The organism is Microtetraspora sp. AC03309, assembly GCF_020826795.1.
Taxonomy (GTDB): domain Bacteria; phylum Actinomycetota; class Actinomycetes; order Streptosporangiales; family Streptosporangiaceae; genus Microtetraspora; species Microtetraspora glauca.
Window position 1 is genome coordinate 73,421 of sequence record NZ_JADDIL010000023.1, and the last position, 16,351, is coordinate 89,771.

General features: G+C 69.4%; 17 protein-coding genes. 6 read left to right on the plus strand and 11 right to left on the minus strand.

Annotated elements, in window-relative coordinates; genetic code table 11:
- Positions 1-103 precede the first annotated feature (103 nt).
- From IMZ11_RS16045 to eccB, 3 genes are all read left to right on the plus strand, one after another.
- Positions 104-1,270 (plus strand): S8 family serine peptidase, encoded by a 1,167-nt coding sequence (locus IMZ11_RS16045; protein ID WP_228642165.1) that lies wholly within the window; start codon positions 104-106, stop codon positions 1,268-1,270.
- A gap of 163 nt (positions 1,271-1,433) precedes the next feature.
- Complete coding sequence (locus tag IMZ11_RS16050; RefSeq protein ID WP_228642167.1) at positions 1,434-3,725, plus strand: serine/threonine-protein kinase; 2,292 nt, start codon at positions 1,434-1,436, stop codon at positions 3,723-3,725.
- Between the two features lie 188 nt (positions 3,726-3,913).
- Complete coding sequence (gene eccB, locus IMZ11_RS16055) at positions 3,914-5,332, plus strand: type VII secretion protein EccB (protein ID WP_228642170.1); 1,419 nt, start codon at positions 3,914-3,916, stop codon at positions 5,330-5,332.
- Positions 5,333-5,351: 19 nt separating this feature from the next.
- Here eccB and IMZ11_RS16060 read toward each other — a convergent pair whose 3' ends face one another.
- Together IMZ11_RS16060 and IMZ11_RS16065 are read right to left on the minus strand one after the other, a co-directional pair.
- Positions 5,352-6,164, minus strand: a complete 813-nt coding sequence (locus IMZ11_RS16060) for a WXG100 family type VII secretion target (protein WP_228642172.1) — start codon at positions 6,162-6,164, stop codon at positions 5,352-5,354.
- Between the two features lie 28 nt (positions 6,165-6,192).
- Positions 6,193-7,020 (minus strand): hypothetical protein, encoded by an 828-nt coding sequence (locus tag IMZ11_RS16065; protein WP_228642174.1) that lies wholly within the window; start codon positions 7,018-7,020, stop codon positions 6,193-6,195.
- Here IMZ11_RS16065 and IMZ11_RS16070 point away from each other — a divergent pair.
- Positions 7,004-7,312: a hypothetical protein gene (locus IMZ11_RS16070; protein WP_228642176.1), complete on the plus strand. Its 309-nt coding sequence runs from the start codon at positions 7,004-7,006 to the stop codon at positions 7,310-7,312. The two genes, IMZ11_RS16065 and IMZ11_RS16070, sit on opposite strands and share 17 nt — an antisense overlap.
- Here the strand turns inward: IMZ11_RS16070 and IMZ11_RS16075 are convergent.
- The 8 genes from IMZ11_RS16075 to IMZ11_RS16110 form a co-directional block, all read right to left on the minus strand.
- Positions 7,309-8,547 carry a hypothetical protein gene (locus IMZ11_RS16075; protein WP_228642178.1) on the minus strand — a complete coding sequence of 413 codons (1,239 nt, stop codon included), beginning with the start codon at positions 8,545-8,547 and terminating at the stop codon, positions 7,309-7,311. The genes IMZ11_RS16070 and IMZ11_RS16075 overlap by 4 nt on opposite strands.
- 11 nt (positions 8,548-8,558) lie before the next feature.
- Positions 8,559-9,083 (minus strand): hypothetical protein, encoded by a 525-nt coding sequence (locus IMZ11_RS16080; RefSeq protein ID WP_228642180.1) that lies wholly within the window; start codon positions 9,081-9,083, stop codon positions 8,559-8,561.
- A 25-nt stretch (positions 9,084-9,108) separates the two neighbouring features.
- Positions 9,109-10,566: a WXG100 family type VII secretion target gene (locus tag IMZ11_RS16085; protein ID WP_228642182.1), complete on the minus strand. Its 1,458-nt coding sequence runs from the start codon at positions 10,564-10,566 to the stop codon at positions 9,109-9,111.
- A gap of 24 nt (positions 10,567-10,590) precedes the next feature.
- Positions 10,591-10,992, minus strand: a complete 402-nt coding sequence (locus IMZ11_RS16090; RefSeq protein ID WP_228642184.1) for a hypothetical protein — start codon at positions 10,990-10,992, stop codon at positions 10,591-10,593.
- Between the two features lie 113 nt (positions 10,993-11,105).
- The gene (locus IMZ11_RS16095) at positions 11,106-11,420 is read right to left on the minus strand and encodes a WXG100 family type VII secretion target (RefSeq protein WP_228642186.1); all 315 of its coding nucleotides are present in this window, start codon (positions 11,418-11,420) and stop codon (positions 11,106-11,108) included.
- Between the two features lie 33 nt (positions 11,421-11,453).
- Entirely contained in the window at positions 11,454-11,780 is a 327-nt protein-coding gene (locus IMZ11_RS16100) for a WXG100 family type VII secretion target (protein ID WP_228642188.1), read from the minus strand.
- A gap of 168 nt (positions 11,781-11,948) precedes the next feature.
- A complete protein-coding gene (locus tag IMZ11_RS16105) occupies positions 11,949-12,398 on the minus strand; it encodes a YbaB/EbfC family DNA-binding protein (RefSeq protein ID WP_228642190.1) in 450 nt (149 codons plus the stop codon).
- A gap of 341 nt (positions 12,399-12,739) precedes the next feature.
- Positions 12,740-13,261 carry a YbaB/EbfC family nucleoid-associated protein gene (locus IMZ11_RS16110; protein ID WP_228642192.1) on the minus strand — a complete coding sequence of 174 codons (522 nt, stop codon included), beginning with the start codon at positions 13,259-13,261 and terminating at the stop codon, positions 12,740-12,742.
- Between the two features lie 276 nt (positions 13,262-13,537).
- On the opposite strand from IMZ11_RS16110, the gene IMZ11_RS16115 reads away from it, so the two are divergent.
- Positions 13,538-13,846, plus strand: coding sequence for a hypothetical protein (locus tag IMZ11_RS16115; RefSeq protein ID WP_228642194.1), 309 nt, complete (start codon positions 13,538-13,540; stop codon positions 13,844-13,846).
- A gap of 153 nt (positions 13,847-13,999) precedes the next feature.
- Positions 14,000-14,749, plus strand: a complete 750-nt coding sequence (locus IMZ11_RS16120; protein WP_228642196.1) for a hypothetical protein — start codon at positions 14,000-14,002, stop codon at positions 14,747-14,749.
- A 105-nt stretch (positions 14,750-14,854) separates the two neighbouring features.
- Here IMZ11_RS16120 and eccD read toward each other — a convergent pair whose 3' ends face one another.
- Positions 14,855-16,291, minus strand: coding sequence for a type VII secretion integral membrane protein EccD (gene eccD / locus IMZ11_RS16125; RefSeq protein WP_228642198.1), 1,437 nt, complete (start codon positions 16,289-16,291; stop codon positions 14,855-14,857).
- Between the last annotated feature and the right edge of the window lie 60 nt (positions 16,292-16,351).

Sequence of the window (16,351 nt, forward strand, 5' to 3'; positions counted from 1 at the left end):
TCACATGTCGACCTCGAACGGCGTGTCACCACGAAACAGGACAAACCCAAGCTGCAACGGCACTAGTCTGTCCCGCCGGATCACCTGCTGTGGGGGCTCGCCGATGATCATTCGAGGTCTTGCCGCGATCGCGCTGGCGCTGCCGGTGCTGATCACCGCGACACCCGCGCCCGCGGACGCCGCCAGGCGGGACACCTGCGCCCCGTCCCAGCCGGGCCGCCTCACGCTGAGCGAGCCGTGGGCGCAGCGCAGGCTCGGCTTCACCTCCGTGTGGCCCCTCACCCGGGGGAGCGGCGTGACGGTCGCCGTCGTCGACAGCGGCGTGGACGCCAAGCATCCACAACTCAAGGTGGCCCAGTCGGTCGACCTCACCGGAACGGGCACCCAGGACTGCCTCGGTCACGGCACCAGCGTCGCCGGCATCATCGCCGGGACCGAACGCAAGGGCAGCCCCTTCGCCGGCGTCGCACCGGACGCCCGGCTGATCTCGATCAAGCACACCAACGCGGAGCGAGGCGATCCCGCGCTCCTCGCCAGGGCGATCGCCAAAGCGGCCGATCTCGGCGCCCAGGTGATCAACGTCTCGGTCAGGGCCTCCGACCGGATGGACCTGAGACGGGCGGTGGGATACGCACTGTCCAAGGACGCCGTGATCGTGGCCGCCGCCGGGAACGTGACCAAAGAGGACGGCACCCCGTCGCCCGCCTACCCGGCCGCATATCCCGGCGTCCTCGCGGTGGGATCGTCCACTCCGGACGACGGGCTGGCCGAGTTCTCCAACATCAGCACTCCGGTGGGCGTCCTCGCCCCCGGACAGGATCTCACCAGCACCTGGCCCGGAGGCACGTACCAGAATGATCTGAAGGGCACGAGCCAGGCGACCGCGTACGTCTCGGGGGTGGTCGCCCTGGTCCGCGCCCGCTATCCGCAGCTGGACAACGTACGGGTGCGGCGGCGCGTGGAACTGACCGCCGACGGCACGAAGGGCAAGGGAAGCGGCGCGGGCATCATCAACCCGCGGCTGGCAGTGACGACGATCCTGCCCTCGGAGGTCGTCGCGGTGGCGCCTCAGCAGCCCGCGTCGCTCACGGAGGCCGCGATCACCAAGGCCGATCCACCGGACGATCACGTGATCGGTGTGGCGTCGGCCGTGGCGGGCGGAGCGCTCGGCGCGGCGGCTCTCGCCATCGCACTGGCCGTGGTCGTGCCGCTGGGCCGCCGCAGAAGATGGCGGCCGGGCGGCGGGATCGGCACGTCCGAGTCCCCGTAGCGGATGAAAGCAGCCACACTCCGACATAGCGGATTCGCCACTCACAGTTGACGTTTGTCAAATAGACACCAAAAACAGCTGATGTGGTCGGGGTATTTTTGGTTGAATGTGACGTGATCATGACCGCTCTTATTGAGCTGATACCTCCCCGGAAGGACGTTCGATGGGCGAGATGAACCCCCTGCTTCCTGGTGATCCAGAGCAGGTAGGCGGCTATGCCCTCTTCGGCCGGCTCGGTGAAGGTCCCCGAGGTGTCACCTATCTGGGACGTCCCTCTCCGGAGGCGGCGGCGTCCGTCGTCAAGGTGATGCACGCCCAGCCGGCCGCCGACGCGGAGGCAAGGGACCGGCTCGTCCAGGAGCTGACCGAGGCCAAGGGACTGTCCGGATCCCACGCCGTCCCGCCCGTGGAGGCGGGCTGGGTGGGCGACCAGCCGTACCTGGTGCGCGGGTACGTCGCGGGGTCGTCCCTTCAGGAGACCGTACGGGAGGGCGGGCCGCTCGCCGCCGACGCCCTGGAGCGCGTCGCCCTGGGCACCCTCACCGCTCTCACCGCGATCCACGCCGCGGGCCTGGTCCACCGGGGCCTCACCCCGGACAACATCCTGATCGGCACGGACGGCCCGCGCGTGTCCGACATCGGCCTGGGAGAGGCCGTCGGCGCCTACCGCGCCCCCGAGCAGGTGCGCGGCGAGCCCGGCGACGCCCGGTCGGACCTCTTCTCCTGGGCGGCGTCCATCGTCTACGCCGCGACCGGACAGGCCCCCGGCGCGGCCGCCCCGACCGGCGCCGCTCCCACCACTCCCGCTCCGGGCGCGGACGACCCGTCCCCCGAGACGACCGTGAACGTCCGGGACATCGCCGCCGCCATGGCCGGTGACCCGACCGAAGGCGCGGACGCGGCCGGCGGCGACCGACCGGCCGGCACGCCCACTCTGGATGACGTTCCGCAGCCGCTGCGACGCATCCTCCTCGCCTGCCTGTCCCCCGACGCCTCCGCCCGGCCCACCGCGCGGAACGCGATGCTGCGGCTACTCGGCGAGGACGACGCGACGCCGTCCACCGAGGTCGCCGTGCCCGGCGCCCCCGTGGCCGGCGTCGTCCTCCCGGCCCAGCAGCACGGCCCGCAGCAGTTCCACGGGCCCGACGGCGGACCGCTCTGGGGAGCGCCCCCGATGCCCCCCGGCGCCGTGCCGCCGGCTCACGGCCCGCACGCGAACCCTGTGGCGGCTTCCGGCCAGGTCTGGCAGGGACCTCCGCAGCAGCGGCCCACCGCACCGCTGTGGGCGGCGCCCCCGATGCCCAACCAGGCCCCGCCCGTACCGGGAACCGTCAGTGGGTCCGGTGTCCCCGACCAGGGCGCGCCGCGGCGTAAGACACCCTCCGTCGGGCTGGCGGCGTCCCTGGCCGCCGTCCTCGCGCTGTCCGTCGGCGGCGTGTGGGCCGCCGGACACTACTCGAGCACCCAGTCGTTCGACCGTACGGCGGCCGAGGGGTCGGCCGGAGGCAAGCACGGCGCCGCGGGCCCGGGAGACGCCATCCCGTCCACGGGGACGGCCGGCAGGCAGCAGCCCCAGACCCAGGTGACCGTCCCGTGGGCGAACACTCCCGACCCGGAGGCGACGGGCGTGTTCCCGCTGACGTTGCCCACCGACTGGGTGTCCGAGACGCCGACGCCCGATGCCACCGCGCCGATTCCGGACATTCCGATCTCGCCGCCCGCCATTCCGAACACGCAGCCGACGGCCACCTCGGCGCCCGCGGCGACGGAGACGCCCACGGCGAACGCGCAGCCGACACGCACCCGCCGGCCGAGGCCCAGCCCGAGCCCCTCGCCCACGGAGAAGCCCAGCGAGTCTCCCAGCGAGAAGCCCACCGCGACTCGGGAGCCGGCTCCGGACCCCACGACACCGGCGCCCGACCCGACCACCAAGAAGCCGGAGCCCGAGCCGACCAAGACGACGACGCCTCCCAAGCAGGCGGACCCGACACCGACGAAGGCTCCGACACCGACGAAGGCTCCGACCCCGACCAAGAAGGCGGAGCCCGAGCCGACCAAGACGACGACGCCTCCCAAGCAGGCGGACCCCGAACCGGCCAAGCCGGTGGCCCCGGTGAGCAACCCGTACACGCCGCAGCAGGTCTGCAACTCCGGCGGTCACGGGTCGGGCTTCTACGTCCAGCGGTCGCAGGGTTTCAACGGGGGGACGCTCTACCAGCTCTACAGCAACTCCTCGGGGTACAACTGCGTGGTCGCCATGAAGACGGCGAACGTCGGTAAGGACACCAAGGTCTGGGCCACGCTCGAGGTCCAGGGCGGCGGCTCCTCGACCGACAGCGGGTCCTTCAAGTACTACGCCGGTCCGGTGATGCTGTCCGGCAAGGGCAAGTGCGTGCGCTACTCCGGAGGCAGCGACTCCGGCAGCGCCAGCGGCGACTGGGCGAACTGCGGGTGATCTCCCGTCGGGGGTGAGCGCGAAGGATCCCGCCTGAGGCGCGGCGGCCACGGTGATCGTGGCCGCCGCGCCTCAGCGTCGTCCCGGCCCGGCGAACCCGCTGACCACCGAAACAGCGGCGAACGCCCCCGGCTCGCCCGCCGACCGCCTGACCTCGCCTGATCACCACACCGGAAGAACGGACTGGGATGCAGACCCGTAAGGATCTCTACCAGGCGCATCGGCTCATGATGCAGCGCCTGGGCATGGCCCTGCTGCAGGCGGAGCCGGACGTGCCGGAGTCACCGATGCGCAGGCACAGCGTCGCGACCTTCTCGGGAGTCCTGCTCGCGGTCCTCGTCCTCGCGGTCTTCGGAATCTGGGGCCTGCTCAAGCCGGGCGGCGCGACGAGCCTGACGGAGCCCGGCCAACTCCTCGTCGAGGAGGAGAGCGGCGCCACCTACATCTACAGCGACACCGGCGACACGCTGATCCCCGTCGCCAACTACGTCTCGGCGCGGCTGTTGCTCGACAGCGCGGACGTGACCGTGCGCAACGTGTCGGCGGCGTCGCTCGCGGAGTTCAACCGGGGCCCGCTCGTGGGCATCCCCGGAGCGCCGGACTCCCTCCCCGCGTCCGAGAAGCTGGTCAAGGGTCCCTGGTCCGCCTGTGTGACGGAAGTGACGGACGCCGCCGGATCGCGCACGTCGTACGTGACCCTGGTGGGCGGCAGGGACGTCGGAGGCCGGGAGATCGGCGGCGACGCCATGATCGTCGAGGACGGCCGGCAGGACTGGATGATCTGGGGCGACAAGCGGATGCGTGTCACCGGCGAGGGCGCCCGCGGCCTGATCGGAGAGACCGCCAGAAGGGTGCCGGCCGCGTGGCTCAACGCCATCCCGCAGGGCCCCGACTTCCGCAGCCCGGACGTCCCCGGCCGCGGACGCAAGGTGCGCGGCCCCGAGGGCAGGGCCGCCGTGGTCGGCCAGGTCTTCACGGTTCCCGCGATGGCCGGGAGCTCCGCCCGGTGGTACGTCCTTCGAGACGACGGGCTCGCTCCGATCTCGATCCTCCAGGCGAGCCTGCTCCTTGAGGACCCCGAGAGCAAGAAGAAGGTGTACGGCAGGCGGCCGGTGAAGCCCATCGAGATCGACGCCGCCACGGCCAACACCGCCCCCGTGTCGAAGACCGGCATGGCCGTCGCCGACCTCCCCACCGAGATGCCGAAGATCATGACACCCGACGTGTCGGCGCCGCTGTGCGCGGTCTACGCGGACAGCCAGACCGGGTCGGCCCGGGCCCGGCTCACGATCGGCAGCCGGATGGACATCCCGGTCCCCCCGACGAGCGGCGACCAGGAGCACTTCGACCAGGTGCTGCTCCCGCCCGGCGCCGCGGCGCTGGCGGGGCTGCTACCCGGTGACGGGCAACTGTCGGCGGTGCACAGCTATGCGCTGATCACCGACCAGGGACGCCGGTTCGCCGTCGAGTCCGCCGACCTGCTCGCCAACCTCGGCTACCAGCTCTCGGACGTGACACCGGTGCCCGCGCAGATCCTCCACCTGATCCCCGAGGGTCCCGCGCTCGACCCCGCCGCCGCCAGAAAGCCCCTGCAGTACGGCCAGTGACCGGCGCCTCGGCCGCCGGTCACAGGCCGAGGCCGCTCGTTAATGAGGCCTGTGAGGCGACGATCCCCTGGCCGTCTTTGTACGTCAGTTTGATTTGCTCGAGATCGGGCGCCGGGCCGGGCATGGCCTTCATTTTCGGCAGGATGCTCGCTATCTGATTGCCGGCCATATTGACCGCGACGATTGTGGCGCCGAGCATGGCAACGATTTTGAATTGTTTCATGAAAACGCTCTTGAGCACTTCCAAGAGGGCACGGAGCCCCTTACCTATGATCCCCCTCACACCCACCCCGACAAGCGGGTTCCCCTTCGAGGTGATGTTCACTACCGCCCATATCATCATTGCATTCGCGACGAGGAACGCGATATTGGCGAGGATGTTGTAGATCTGAGCACTACTGAGAAGGCAGTCGCCGGCACCCTTGCGGCACTCCTTGGTCTTCGCCAACTCAGTGGCGAAATTATCCACCGCCTCGCTGTACGTGTCGAAAGCGGAACCCGACCACTGAACTGTCTCGTCGTTCGAGTTCCCCCGCCCCGCGAGCTTGTCTCGCTGCGATTTCAGCGCCGTGATCAAATTATCGATTTCAGGGCTGTCGACATGCCATTCGGATGCCGCTCGCACCATCTCGCCGGGGTTCGACACTATCGTCCCGATGGCCAAGGCGATCGTCTTGGTCACCGGATACTCCACCAGGAGCACAGCCGCAACGGACGCCACGGCGAAGGCTTCCCGGAATTTCCAGCGAGCACTCTCCGCGGCGACCATGTCTCCGGCGAAATTCTTGACCAGCCCCAGAGCCAAGTCCGAGTTATCCAAATCGAGCCTCACCTCCCATCGTCATGACGAATCCATTTCCTCAGCTCGTATGGGTGATGACCGAGGGCGCGACGTCACCGTCGTCGTCCCAGTCCCCCTCGTCGCCGGTCAGCATGGTCGATTTCTCGCGGTCGCGGTCCTGGCCTGCTCCGGCCGCACCACCGCCCATCGGCATGTACGGCATGCCACCCGTGCCGCTCCCGCTCGTGCCAGGCGTACCCGCCGTCCCGGGAGCGTTGGCTCCTCCCGAGGAGAACCCACCGTAGGACCCCGAGCCCCCGCTCCCGCCCGTCCAGGTCCCGGCGTTCGGACTCTGCTGCCCCGAGAGCGGGGTGTTGCCCGGGTTGTAACTCGCGAGCTTCGTCGGGTCGACCGTCGGGGAAGTCTGGTTGCCGAGCCCGTTCAGGCCGTTCCCATCGAGGCCTGATCCGGACACGTTCGTACCATTTCCGTTTCCGTCGAGACCGGGCTGATCGATGCCGGGAACGTCGGTCGTCGGCTGGTTCGGATCGGGACTGTCCGCACCTGGCAGCGTCGGCTCGGGTACTCCGTCGTCCGGAATGGTCCCGTCCGGAATGGTCCCATCTGGAATAGTCCCGTCCGGAATGGCCCCGTCTGGAATAGTCCCATCCGGAATAGTCCCGTCCGGGCCGGTCAACTTCGGGCTCTTAATATTCGCCCCGCCTCCACCCGTGTTTTCGTCTTCGGTCACGGATTTGTTCGCCGCGTGGTAGTTCTTGGCCGCCGCCATAAGAGCGTTTTCCCAGGACTCAAGAACGCCACTGACCTCGTTCAGGGACTTCACCACGCTTTCGCGGGCGTCGTCGTGTAGATCGCCGAGTTTCATGCCGATGACCCCGAAGGTCATCGGGCCGACATGGATCTTGGAGGTGTTCCGCGCCACTCCCGACACGCTGGACGTATGCTTCCCGGTGTTCCTGCCCGCGTCTTCCACTGCATCTTTTTTGAACTCGATCGCCCACGAACTGCTCACATCCGGCATCTGGAAGGCGGACGCCGCGGGGTTGCCGGTCTGGGCCGAGGCGTTCCCGGTCCCGTTCGCGTTCGCGTTCCTGGTCCCGTTCGCGTTCGCGTTCGCGTTCCCGGTCCCGTTCGCGGATGAATCTGTCATCGGGCTGCCGTTCCTCCGTCGCGCCTAGCCGAGAACCGGGGGAATGGTGCTGCCACTGTCGCCCCAGACCTCGTCGTCTTCCATGAGCCAGGTGGAGTTCTCGCGATCCTCCTGCTCCTCGCGGCCCTCTCCGCCACGCGTGGGGCCCATCATCATGCCGTTCGCGCCCAGTCGGCCGGTGCCCGCGCCACGGGCACCCGTACGCGTAGACGCCGTCCCACTGCCGGACATGCCGCCATAGGCCGGGACGATTCCCGAGGAGCCGGACCCGACGCCGGAGGGGCCCACACCAGATGTGCCGTAACCGGCGGGACCGGTCAGCGACGTTCCCGGAGGTGTGAGCGTCCCCGAGCCGTTGTATCCGGCCAACTGGGTCGTTCCCGTACCCGTACCCGGCACGCCGGGGACGGTTCCGCCGTTCCCTCCGGCGCCCGAGAGATCTGCCCCGGAATCGCCGACGACGGACGGAGACAGCCCGTCGGTATCCGGTCCGCCGTATCCCAGGTCGCCCGGGTCGAGCCCCTGTCCGGTCGTGCCGTCCAGATTCGGAATCGATCCGTCCAGGTCGGACGGTATGTCCCCCGGCGTCTCGAACCCGGGAAGCTTCCCGTTCTGATTTCCGACCGTCAAGCCCGGAATCTTGTCCGGATCGAACCCCGTGGGCTCGAACGGTGGGAGACCAATGTCGTTCGGATCGGGCAGCGCCTGCTGGACATCCTCCGGGAGCGCGGCGTAATGCTCGACGATCCGCTCGTTCACCTTCTTCAGGTGATTCATCGCGCGCTTCTCCGCCCGATAGATCCCGTAGAACGGAGTGACGTCGGCCCAGTCGATGTCGTTGTCGGATCGCGAGTCCCGGTATCTGCCGAGCACGACGTTCTGCTGCGCCCATTCGAGCGTCGCGGCGTAGTCCTGCAGCGGTCTGCCCACCTTGCCGAATTTGGTGGCGAGCTCGCGCACGCTCGCGTGCAGGCTTCGCAACTGCTTCTGCGTCTCGACGGCCACCGTCCCCTTGTTCTGCTCCGCCAACGCGGTGGCGGCCCGCTTGACGTCCGCGGCGAAGTCGTTGAGCAGGGTCTCGGCGGCGCAGTAGTACTGCCCGGCCCGTCGCACCTGGAACGGGTTGGTGTTGTCGATCCACTTCCTGATCGTGTCGATGTTGGAGTGCCCCAGGGAGGTCCAGAAGTTGAGCGGGAGCGGCACATCCGTGGTGGGGGTGTCCCCGAGCTTGAGATCGACACGCGTTTGCTTCGGTTCGGCCATCATGAACTCCGTCAGACTTCACGCGGGGCTTCGGCCCCGTTGGCTTGTTCCGCCACGTCATAGCTCTCGACCATGCTCAGCAGCGTCTGGATCGTGAGGTCGGCCTGCATGACCATGCTCGCGTAGGTACCGCTTCCGGCCTGCAGGCCGCCGGCCCCCTGGGCGCCGCCTCCTCGCGTGACCGCGCCTTCACCGATGAGGGTGCCGTACGCCATTTTCATCGACATCGTGAACTCCTCGGCGGTCAGCCACCCTCCTCCCCCGAGTTCCTTGGAGGTGAGCTTGCACTCCCGTCGCAGGTCCGGCAGCGACCCGGCCCCTGACGGCGGGCCGGGGAGCTCCGGCGGAGTGCTCCCCTTTTTGGACGCCGCCTGCGTGGCCTGGACGGGCGTCGGTGTGATCAGCGTGTCCAGCGCCGTCCGCAGTTCACCGGCGATCCGCTTGATCTCCGTGCGGTTCAGCTCAGGACTGCCTGAGCCGCCGGCGTCGTTCTTCTCGGTCAGGCCGGGCCAGTCGGCGTCGTATTCAAGCCCCATGCTCACCTTCCTGGTCTGTCAGGCGTCAACCGATCACAGGCGGGATCACTCGATGACTGGAGTCCCAGGCGTCCCGTTCCTCGGTCAGCCAGGTCGTTCGCTCCTCGCCCGAGGAGTCGCCCGCTCCGCTCGCCCCGCCCATCGGCATCAAGGGCATCATCGAGCCGTTCGCCGGACCGCGGGACGTGCCGAGGCTCGGCTGCCCGATCACTCCCGTGCCCGACACGGGTTCGCCCAGGATCGACGGCACGCCCGGCGCGGTCACACTCGGGCCCTTCACCGTTCCGATGACGTTGCCCGGAGTCACGGAGGGGACGTTGCCGGGGTTCGTGGAGAGGGGCGTCGTGACCGGCTGATCGGAGACGCCGGCCACTTCGGTGCTCTGGGAGTCGCTTCCCGTCGTCGTGCCGTCCTGCCCGATCACGGGTGGAGCGGTGCCGTCGCCCGCGTCCGTTCCGCCGTTCGAGCCGCCCGTGTCACCCCCGGAGGCGGTGCCGCCCGGATCGCTCCCGCTGTCACCGCCCGTGCCGTCACCGCTGTCGGCGGGGGTGTCGGGGGTGGTGTCGCCCCCCGTCCCGTCGTTCCCGGTGGCACCGCCAGAGGGGTCGCCACCCGTACCCGCCGCCCCCGACCCACCGGAGCCGGAGCCTGAGCCGTCGGCGCCCCGGGACGCGGCGGTCGCGCCGCCGGGGTCCCTCCCAGACGGACCGGCCCCGCCGGTGTACGGGGGCGTGTCCCCGTAGTCGACCTTCCGCTGGGGAGGGGAGCCGCCTTTCTCGGGCTCCACCTTGGGCAGCTCGTACGTCACGTACTGCGGGACGTGCAGGTTGTAGACCTCGACGATCTGCTCGTTCAGCGTGTTGAGGACCTTCTGGGCCTCACCGTCCGCGTGCGCCTTGGCCAGCTGGTAGGTGGCCTCGTTCTTGATGCCGGTCTGCGCGTTCAGCGTCCGGGGAATGCCGGTCGAGCCGCCGCCGGTCCCGTCGAAGGGGGACTGGCCCACGGGAGGGCTCGACTGACCGGTGGTGTCCGTCAGGGACGGACGCGTGCTCGTCCCTGACGGGTTCGTCGACGGGGGTGTGCAGCAGGGCAGCTCGGCCTGCAGGTCGAGCTGGATCTGCTGGATCTTGGCCTTCGCTTCGGGGAGATGGAGCTGGCTGTACAGGCGGAGGGCCCGGGCCATCTCGTCCATCTTGTCGAAGATCTCGGTGCCGGCCGCGCTGAGGAACTGCATCGCCTTCTGGACGTCGGCGGCGACCGGGCCCTGCCATGCCTCCGAGAGCCTCTTCGCCCGCGCCTCGATCGCGTCGGCCATGAGCTTGACCGTGCCGGCCGCGTTCCCGTAGGCGAAGGCGGCGTTCTCCACCGCCGTCGGATCGGTGTTCCGCATCCACTCGGCGATCTCGTCGACGGACGCGGTCACCTTCTCGCCGGGAGGAGGCGCGGTCGCCTTGATCACGAAGGTCTGCCTGTCGTTACCCACAACGATCCTTCTCCGACGTTCCGGTCAGCCCTCGTTCGGCGGGTTGGTCTTCTCGTACACGGAGGCGCTGACTTCCATCGCCTCGATGACGGCCACGTACGCCTCGTGGAACCGTCGATAGGCGTCGGTGAACTTCTCGCCGCCGGGGCCGACCGTGTCGGCCAGGGCCCGCGCGTCGGTCCACGTGCCGATCTGCGCCGCGTTGAGACGGCAGTTGCCCTCGACGCTGCTCAGCGTGCCGGTCGTGTAGCCCTCGGCGTAGGCCGGTCCCTCGACGCCCTTGAGGTACGCCCGCAGGTCTTCGGCGACCTTCCGGATTTCGGAGACGCTGTACTTGAGAGGCACCTCACCGTCCAGGCCCGGCCATTTCGGGTCGACCTGGAACGTGTCGTCACCGCCGCCGTCCACGGCGTCCTTCTGGGTCATGTCCCTCCCCCGCCTGGACGCGCGACGCGCGTCACCGAGCCGTACGCGGAGGGGCCGGCCGGGTCACCGCGGGGCGGCGACGACCGGACGGGCTCCCCGTGTGTCGCGACAGGTCAGCCGTTCACCCACATGGCCTTGTTCCGCGCCTCGGCCGCCTTGTAGTTCTCGTTGGCGATCTGGATGGCCCGCTGGATCTCGTCGAGCTGACCCCTCATCTGCGTGGCCTGGGCGTCCCACTTCTGCTGGTGCTCCCTGAAGAACGCCTCCGCGCCGCCGTCACCGTCCCAGTGACCCGCGAGGTCCTGCTGGAGCTTGGTGATCAGGTTGGCCGTGGCCTCTTCGAACGACTTGAGGATGTTGACGATGTCGCTCTGGGCCAGTTCCATCTGGCCGAAGTTGACCTTCGTGAAGTCGAGTTCAGCGGACACTGCGCTCTCCGTTCCTGCCTGGCTGGGATCCGGTCACCTGATGTCGACGTTGATCAGCGACTCGACACGGCCGACACCGGCCATCACGTCCTGGTCGGCGGCGTCGTAGACGACGGCGTTGGCGCCCATCGTCTGGGCGATCTGGTCGAGGTCGTCTCGGACGACTCGCATGCTGTCGTTCCACGCGGTCATCGCGCGCCGGAACACACCTGCCGCCGGCCCGATCCATCCCGTGGCCAGGAGTCCGTTCGCCGTCGTGTCGACACCCGCCCGGAGACCCTCGATGTACTGAGCCGTGTCGACGACATGGCCGGATGCGATCTTGATCTGAGCCGGACTCGCCCCAAAGAATTGCGACATTTTGTCACCTCCGTGACATAAGGCCAGTTGTGGCCCGCAATGCCCCCGCATATCAAGGGACATCCCGCGCGAACATCACCAACCGGCATCGTAATCGTCAAGATCCACCTAGATAACAGGTATGTACATTACAGATGGGTAAACTTTAGTCAGCATGTCCGTAATCGGTCACGCTCCGTCTCCGAGGCGACGCCGAATGCGCCCCAGATCGGCCATCACGTCGTCGAACGTCTGGTTGTAGACGGCCTCCGCCGCCGAGACCTTGTGCATCGCCGCATCGGGGTCGGTGAGCAACTTCATCGGGTTGTCGTCCTTCCCGAAGATCTCCTCAGACGCCTCCTCCATCTGCCCCTGCAGGTCGGCTCCCGCCGCCCGGATCGCCTCCTTGATCTTCTCGGCGAGCTCACCGGAGCTGAGCCGCATCGCCTTGGGATGCAGCTGCAGCTCGCTCAGGCCGGCGGCGGTCCATTCGACGGTGACCAGGTGGTCCTCGTCCTGCGCCCTACCGACCAGGCCGGACATCACGCTCTCGAGTTGCTCCATCTGCGCGACCTGCTTGTCCCCTTGGCGCAAGAGCTGCTCGATGTCGATGTTCGCGAAGTCTCCGAATCCCGCCATCCACTGCTCCGTCCTTCGAGGCGGCCGCCCGTCTCGTCCCGCGAGTCACATAAAGCCATATTTGGAGCAACGTATCTCACCGCCGCGCACTATCACCGGACTTTCCGGCCCCAAGAGACGGTTCGGCACCCGGCAGCGCGGCCTCTCGGCGGCGACACTTCCACCGCACGCGAACCCGTGCCGGCGAGAGGTGACTCGGGGTCGTTTCGACCCGACCATTTCACCGCAACCTCGAGTTATATGTGGCGCGATGCCCGAATGCGGCTGTCAAAAATCATGACAAACCTCGCATATATCCGAATTTGTCAATACCTGCTGAGCCGCGTGGGGCAGCCCCGGACTCAGCCGGAGCGGCGCCGGAACCGCTCCAGGCCGGCCATCCGGCCCTCCATCGACTCGAGGAAGGAGTCCTGAATCCGCTCCAGCCGCTGTCGCGTCCGCTCGATGTCGGGCGCCCGGTCCATCGGGCGGGCTCCCTGTTCCTCCGGGCCACGGGACGGCTCGGCGCGCACCCCGTCCGGTGGGTTCCGGAGTGAGTCCCCCGGTGATTCGCCGAGCACCACCCCCAGCACCTCGGCGGTCTTCCGGCGGGCGTCCCCCTGCGCGGCCCGTACGGCCTCGACCACCGCCTCAGCGAGGCTCTCGCTGTCCTGCCGCATCACCCGGGGATCGAACCGTACGCCCTGGATCATGCCCTCGCCGTCCACGACGGCGCGCACCATGCCGCCCGCGGCGTCCCCCTCGCCGGTCACCTCGCCCAGCCGTTCCATGGCGTCGGTGAGATCCCGGAGAGAACGATCCGCCTGCCGGATGATCCGGTCGATCTCCTCCGGGCGCACCGTCGCGGGATCGAAGTCGAACATCCCTGCCCCCTCTCGGTCGTACCGCACCGCGAGTTGATCATCAGGCGGTGAACCGGGTTCCAGCGCCGCATGGCCGCGGACCGAACCCGGCGTGAACAGATGGCTCCCACCTGGGCGAACGCCGCACGACGCGTCGCGCCGGGGGCGTGCGCGGTGATAGTGAGATCACATGTCTCCCCCTCATCCGATCGAGGCCCCGGCAGCCGGTACGACATCGACGCCCCGCCTCCATCACCAGCCCGGACCCAGCGGCCCGCCAGTGAAACGGACAGTGCGATGAGCGGCAACCAGGACAGGTATGTGACCTCGAACGGCATCAGGGACCTGCGGGACCGCCTCTCCGAGGACGTCATCCCCCAGTTCGAGACCAGGCGGCGGCAGGTGGACGAGACGGTCCTCGGGCCCTGGGACCTCGGCATGTCCGGCAGCGCGATCATCCTGCCCACCTACGAGGGAGCCGTGACGCGGGCACGCGAGCACCTCGCCGACGCGATCGGCGCCGCACGGAAATGGATGGACCAGCTCGACACCGCGGCGACCAACTGGCGCACCGCCGAGGACGCCAGCACCGTCAAGTACGTCTGATCGCGGCGGCGTCGCCGCCGACTCACGGCACCCGGCACCCGGCACCCGGCACCCGGCACCCGGAGCCTCGGCACTCGGGGCAGGGCGACCCGCACGACAACCAGCACATGTGGCGATATAGCGCCACAATTCGGCCACACGAAAGGCGAATGGATGGGCAAGCACGCGGGCGTCCCCGCCGTCGAGGCGATCGGCAACCTGAGACGGGCCCAGATCCTCGCGGGAGCGGGGCTCCTCGCGCTCACGCTGGTGGAGAACCTGCTGATCGACGACGAGGCGATCATCCACGCGGCCAACAACTGGCTCGCGGTCGCGCGCGAACTGGACGGCGGTCCGAAGCGGCTCCTCGCGCTCATGCTGACGGAGTCGAGGAACACCTGGATCGCCGACGACCAGACGGCGTTCGAGGACGCCGTCGTGACGTTCCAGTCGAAGCTGGAGGTCCTGCGGGGCATGTTGACCGACACGGGCGGGCTGCTCGACGAGATCGGAGCCACGTTCCGCGACTTCGGGTGGGCGATGTTCGTGTTCTCGGCCACGCTGCTCTCCACGATGGCCTCCGCCGCGGCCCTGCGGTTCACCCCGGCGGGTGCCCAGGCACAGCTCGTCATACGCGCGCTGATCCAGACGGCCGACAAGATCCTCGCAGTGTGGGGCAAGGCGCTGCTCGCCTACCTCGGCGGCGCGGCGTACATCCTCGGCTACCTGTGGCGCAAGGACATGCAACTGCGGAACGTCGAGCCGACCGGTGTCGCCGCCATCGACTTCACGAAGGCGACGATCGATGTGGCCGACAACCCGACCTTCCGCGAGCCGGGCAAGCCCGGCACGTTGCCGCCGTCCACCGCCGGTTTCGACTGGGTCGCCCCCAAGCGCGACGTGCCCCTGCCGTACGGGCAGTAGCCACGAAACGGGGCACAGAAGTACAAAACGGAGCACGGACGAACGAACCCGGGCGGGCGCGTCGGCCGTGAGAGGAGACGGACCAGCCAGCGGCCGGGTAACGGATCAGCCGGACAGGCCGCGGATCCAGGTGTAGACCTCCAGCACGCCCAGCGCGAGCGGGAACAGCGCCGCGGTCAGCACGACGTCGACGATGTCCCCGGCGCGTCCCCAGAACGGGGACGGGCGGCCGGAGGGCAGCCACAGGCCCAGGCTCACCGGGATCGCCGCGACCCACAGCAGGCCGATCACGATCGCGATCGCCCCGACTCCGCCCGCCCGCGTACTCAGCGCGAGCACGAGCACGACGATCCCGGCCAGGGCGGAGACGGTCAGCCAGAGCCGCTGGGACACGCCGTGGAAGACCCGCGTCCGCATGACCAGCGTCAGCGACGACACGAAGGACATCACCGGGGCGATCCACCCGTCGGCGAGCACGAGAAGCGGCTGGGCGGCGAGCACGGCGACGGCGATCCCCGCGATGAGCCCGGTCGCGTAACGCCGCGCCTGCCCGGTCCGCTCCAGGATGGCCGCGCTGTCCACCCGGTCGTTGTCCGCGCGCAGCTGCTCGGCCGTGGTGGGCATGGAGGGCAGCGGCAGCCGGGCGAGCCGGAACGCCAGCGCCGGGATGAACGGGCTGCACGCCAGCAGGACCGACACGGCGACCGCGGCGACCCCGGCGGGGGGCGCGTCGAACACCATCACGACGGCGGCGCTCACCGCTCCCACGACGGACGCGACGGCGGTGCCGAGGAATCCGGGCACGCCGTCGGCGACCGCCGCGCCGCCGAGCGCGGCCACGAGGGCGGTGCAGGCGAGCGCGGCGAGCAGGTGCGGCGCGCCGAGCCCCGCGAGCCCGGCCGGCCCGGCCGGGGCGAGCAGCCCGGCCAGGAACCCGTACGGCAACGCCGCGTAGCCGATCGCCGCCCCGGCGGCGGAGTCGCCCACCGCCCGGGACATCGAGGTGGCGGTGCCCAGCAGGATGACCGCGAGCACGCCCGCGACCACCGCGACCACGGCCGGCGCCGCCCCGGAGAACGCGAGCGCCGGGGCTCCGGCGACGAGGAGCGCGCACGAGGCGCCGACCCCGAGCAGGCGGGTGTGCCTGCCGCTCCACGTGCCCCGGCCCTCCTTCACGCCGGTGGCGACCACGTCGGCCACGTCGTCGAACATCGCCGGAGGCAGTACGGACTCGCGCGGGCGGAGGTAGAGCACCTCGCCGTCGAGGACGCCCAGTGCCCCCAGGCTCTGCCCGAGGTCGAAGGGCGTGCCGCCGAGCCGTTGCAGCACCCAGCCCGGCGCGGCGGCCGACTCCCCGTCCACCTCGCCGAGCGCGCGCAGCAGGCCGGGCATGACGTGCGGCAACGGGATGTCCGCGGGCAGCGCGAGATCGGCCCGCCTGTGCGGTCCGACGATCGTGACGTGGCACAGCGCGGGCAGCCGGGCGCCCGCCGCGGCAAGGGCTCCCTGTGGCATCGGCTCATGGGCGGCCAGCGAAGTCACACGTCCTCCTCGTACGGATCACCGAACAAGGCGAACATAGCGCGCCTCTTTCCCCCACTC

Excerpts from the sequence above, each read along its gene's own strand:
- IMZ11_RS16115 (WP_228642194.1), top strand. The coding sequence starts at position 13,538 with ATGAGCGGCAACCAGGACAGGTATGTGACCTCGAACGGCATCAGGGAC.
- IMZ11_RS16050 (WP_228642167.1), top strand. The coding sequence starts at position 1,434 with ATGGGCGAGATGAACCCCCTGCTTCCTGGTGATCCAGAGCAGGTAGGC.
- IMZ11_RS16090 (WP_228642184.1), bottom strand. The coding sequence starts at position 10,992 with ATGACCCAGAAGGACGCCGTGGACGGCGGCGGTGACGACACGTTCCAG.
- IMZ11_RS16110 (WP_228642192.1), bottom strand. The coding sequence starts at position 13,261 with ATGTTCGACTTCGATCCCGCGACGGTGCGCCCGGAGGAGATCGACCGG.
- IMZ11_RS16100 (WP_228642188.1), bottom strand. The coding sequence starts at position 11,780 with ATGTCGCAATTCTTTGGGGCGAGTCCGGCTCAGATCAAGATCGCATCC.
- IMZ11_RS16120 (WP_228642196.1), top strand. The coding sequence starts at position 14,000 with ATGGGCAAGCACGCGGGCGTCCCCGCCGTCGAGGCGATCGGCAACCTG.
- IMZ11_RS16075 (WP_228642178.1), bottom strand. The coding sequence starts at position 8,547 with ATGGCCGAACCGAAGCAAACGCGTGTCGATCTCAAGCTCGGGGACACC.
- IMZ11_RS16045 (WP_228642165.1), top strand. The coding sequence starts at position 104 with ATGATCATTCGAGGTCTTGCCGCGATCGCGCTGGCGCTGCCGGTGCTG.
- IMZ11_RS16105 (WP_228642190.1), bottom strand. The coding sequence starts at position 12,398 with ATGGCGGGATTCGGAGACTTCGCGAACATCGACATCGAGCAGCTCTTG.
- eccB (WP_228642170.1), top strand. The coding sequence starts at position 3,914 with ATGCAGACCCGTAAGGATCTCTACCAGGCGCATCGGCTCATGATGCAG.
- IMZ11_RS16070 (WP_228642176.1), top strand. The coding sequence starts at position 7,004 with ATGACCCCGAAGGTCATCGGGCCGACATGGATCTTGGAGGTGTTCCGC.
- IMZ11_RS16080 (WP_228642180.1), bottom strand. The coding sequence starts at position 9,083 with ATGGGGCTTGAATACGACGCCGACTGGCCCGGCCTGACCGAGAAGAAC.
- IMZ11_RS16065 (WP_228642174.1), bottom strand. The coding sequence starts at position 7,020 with ATGACCTTCGGGGTCATCGGCATGAAACTCGGCGATCTACACGACGAC.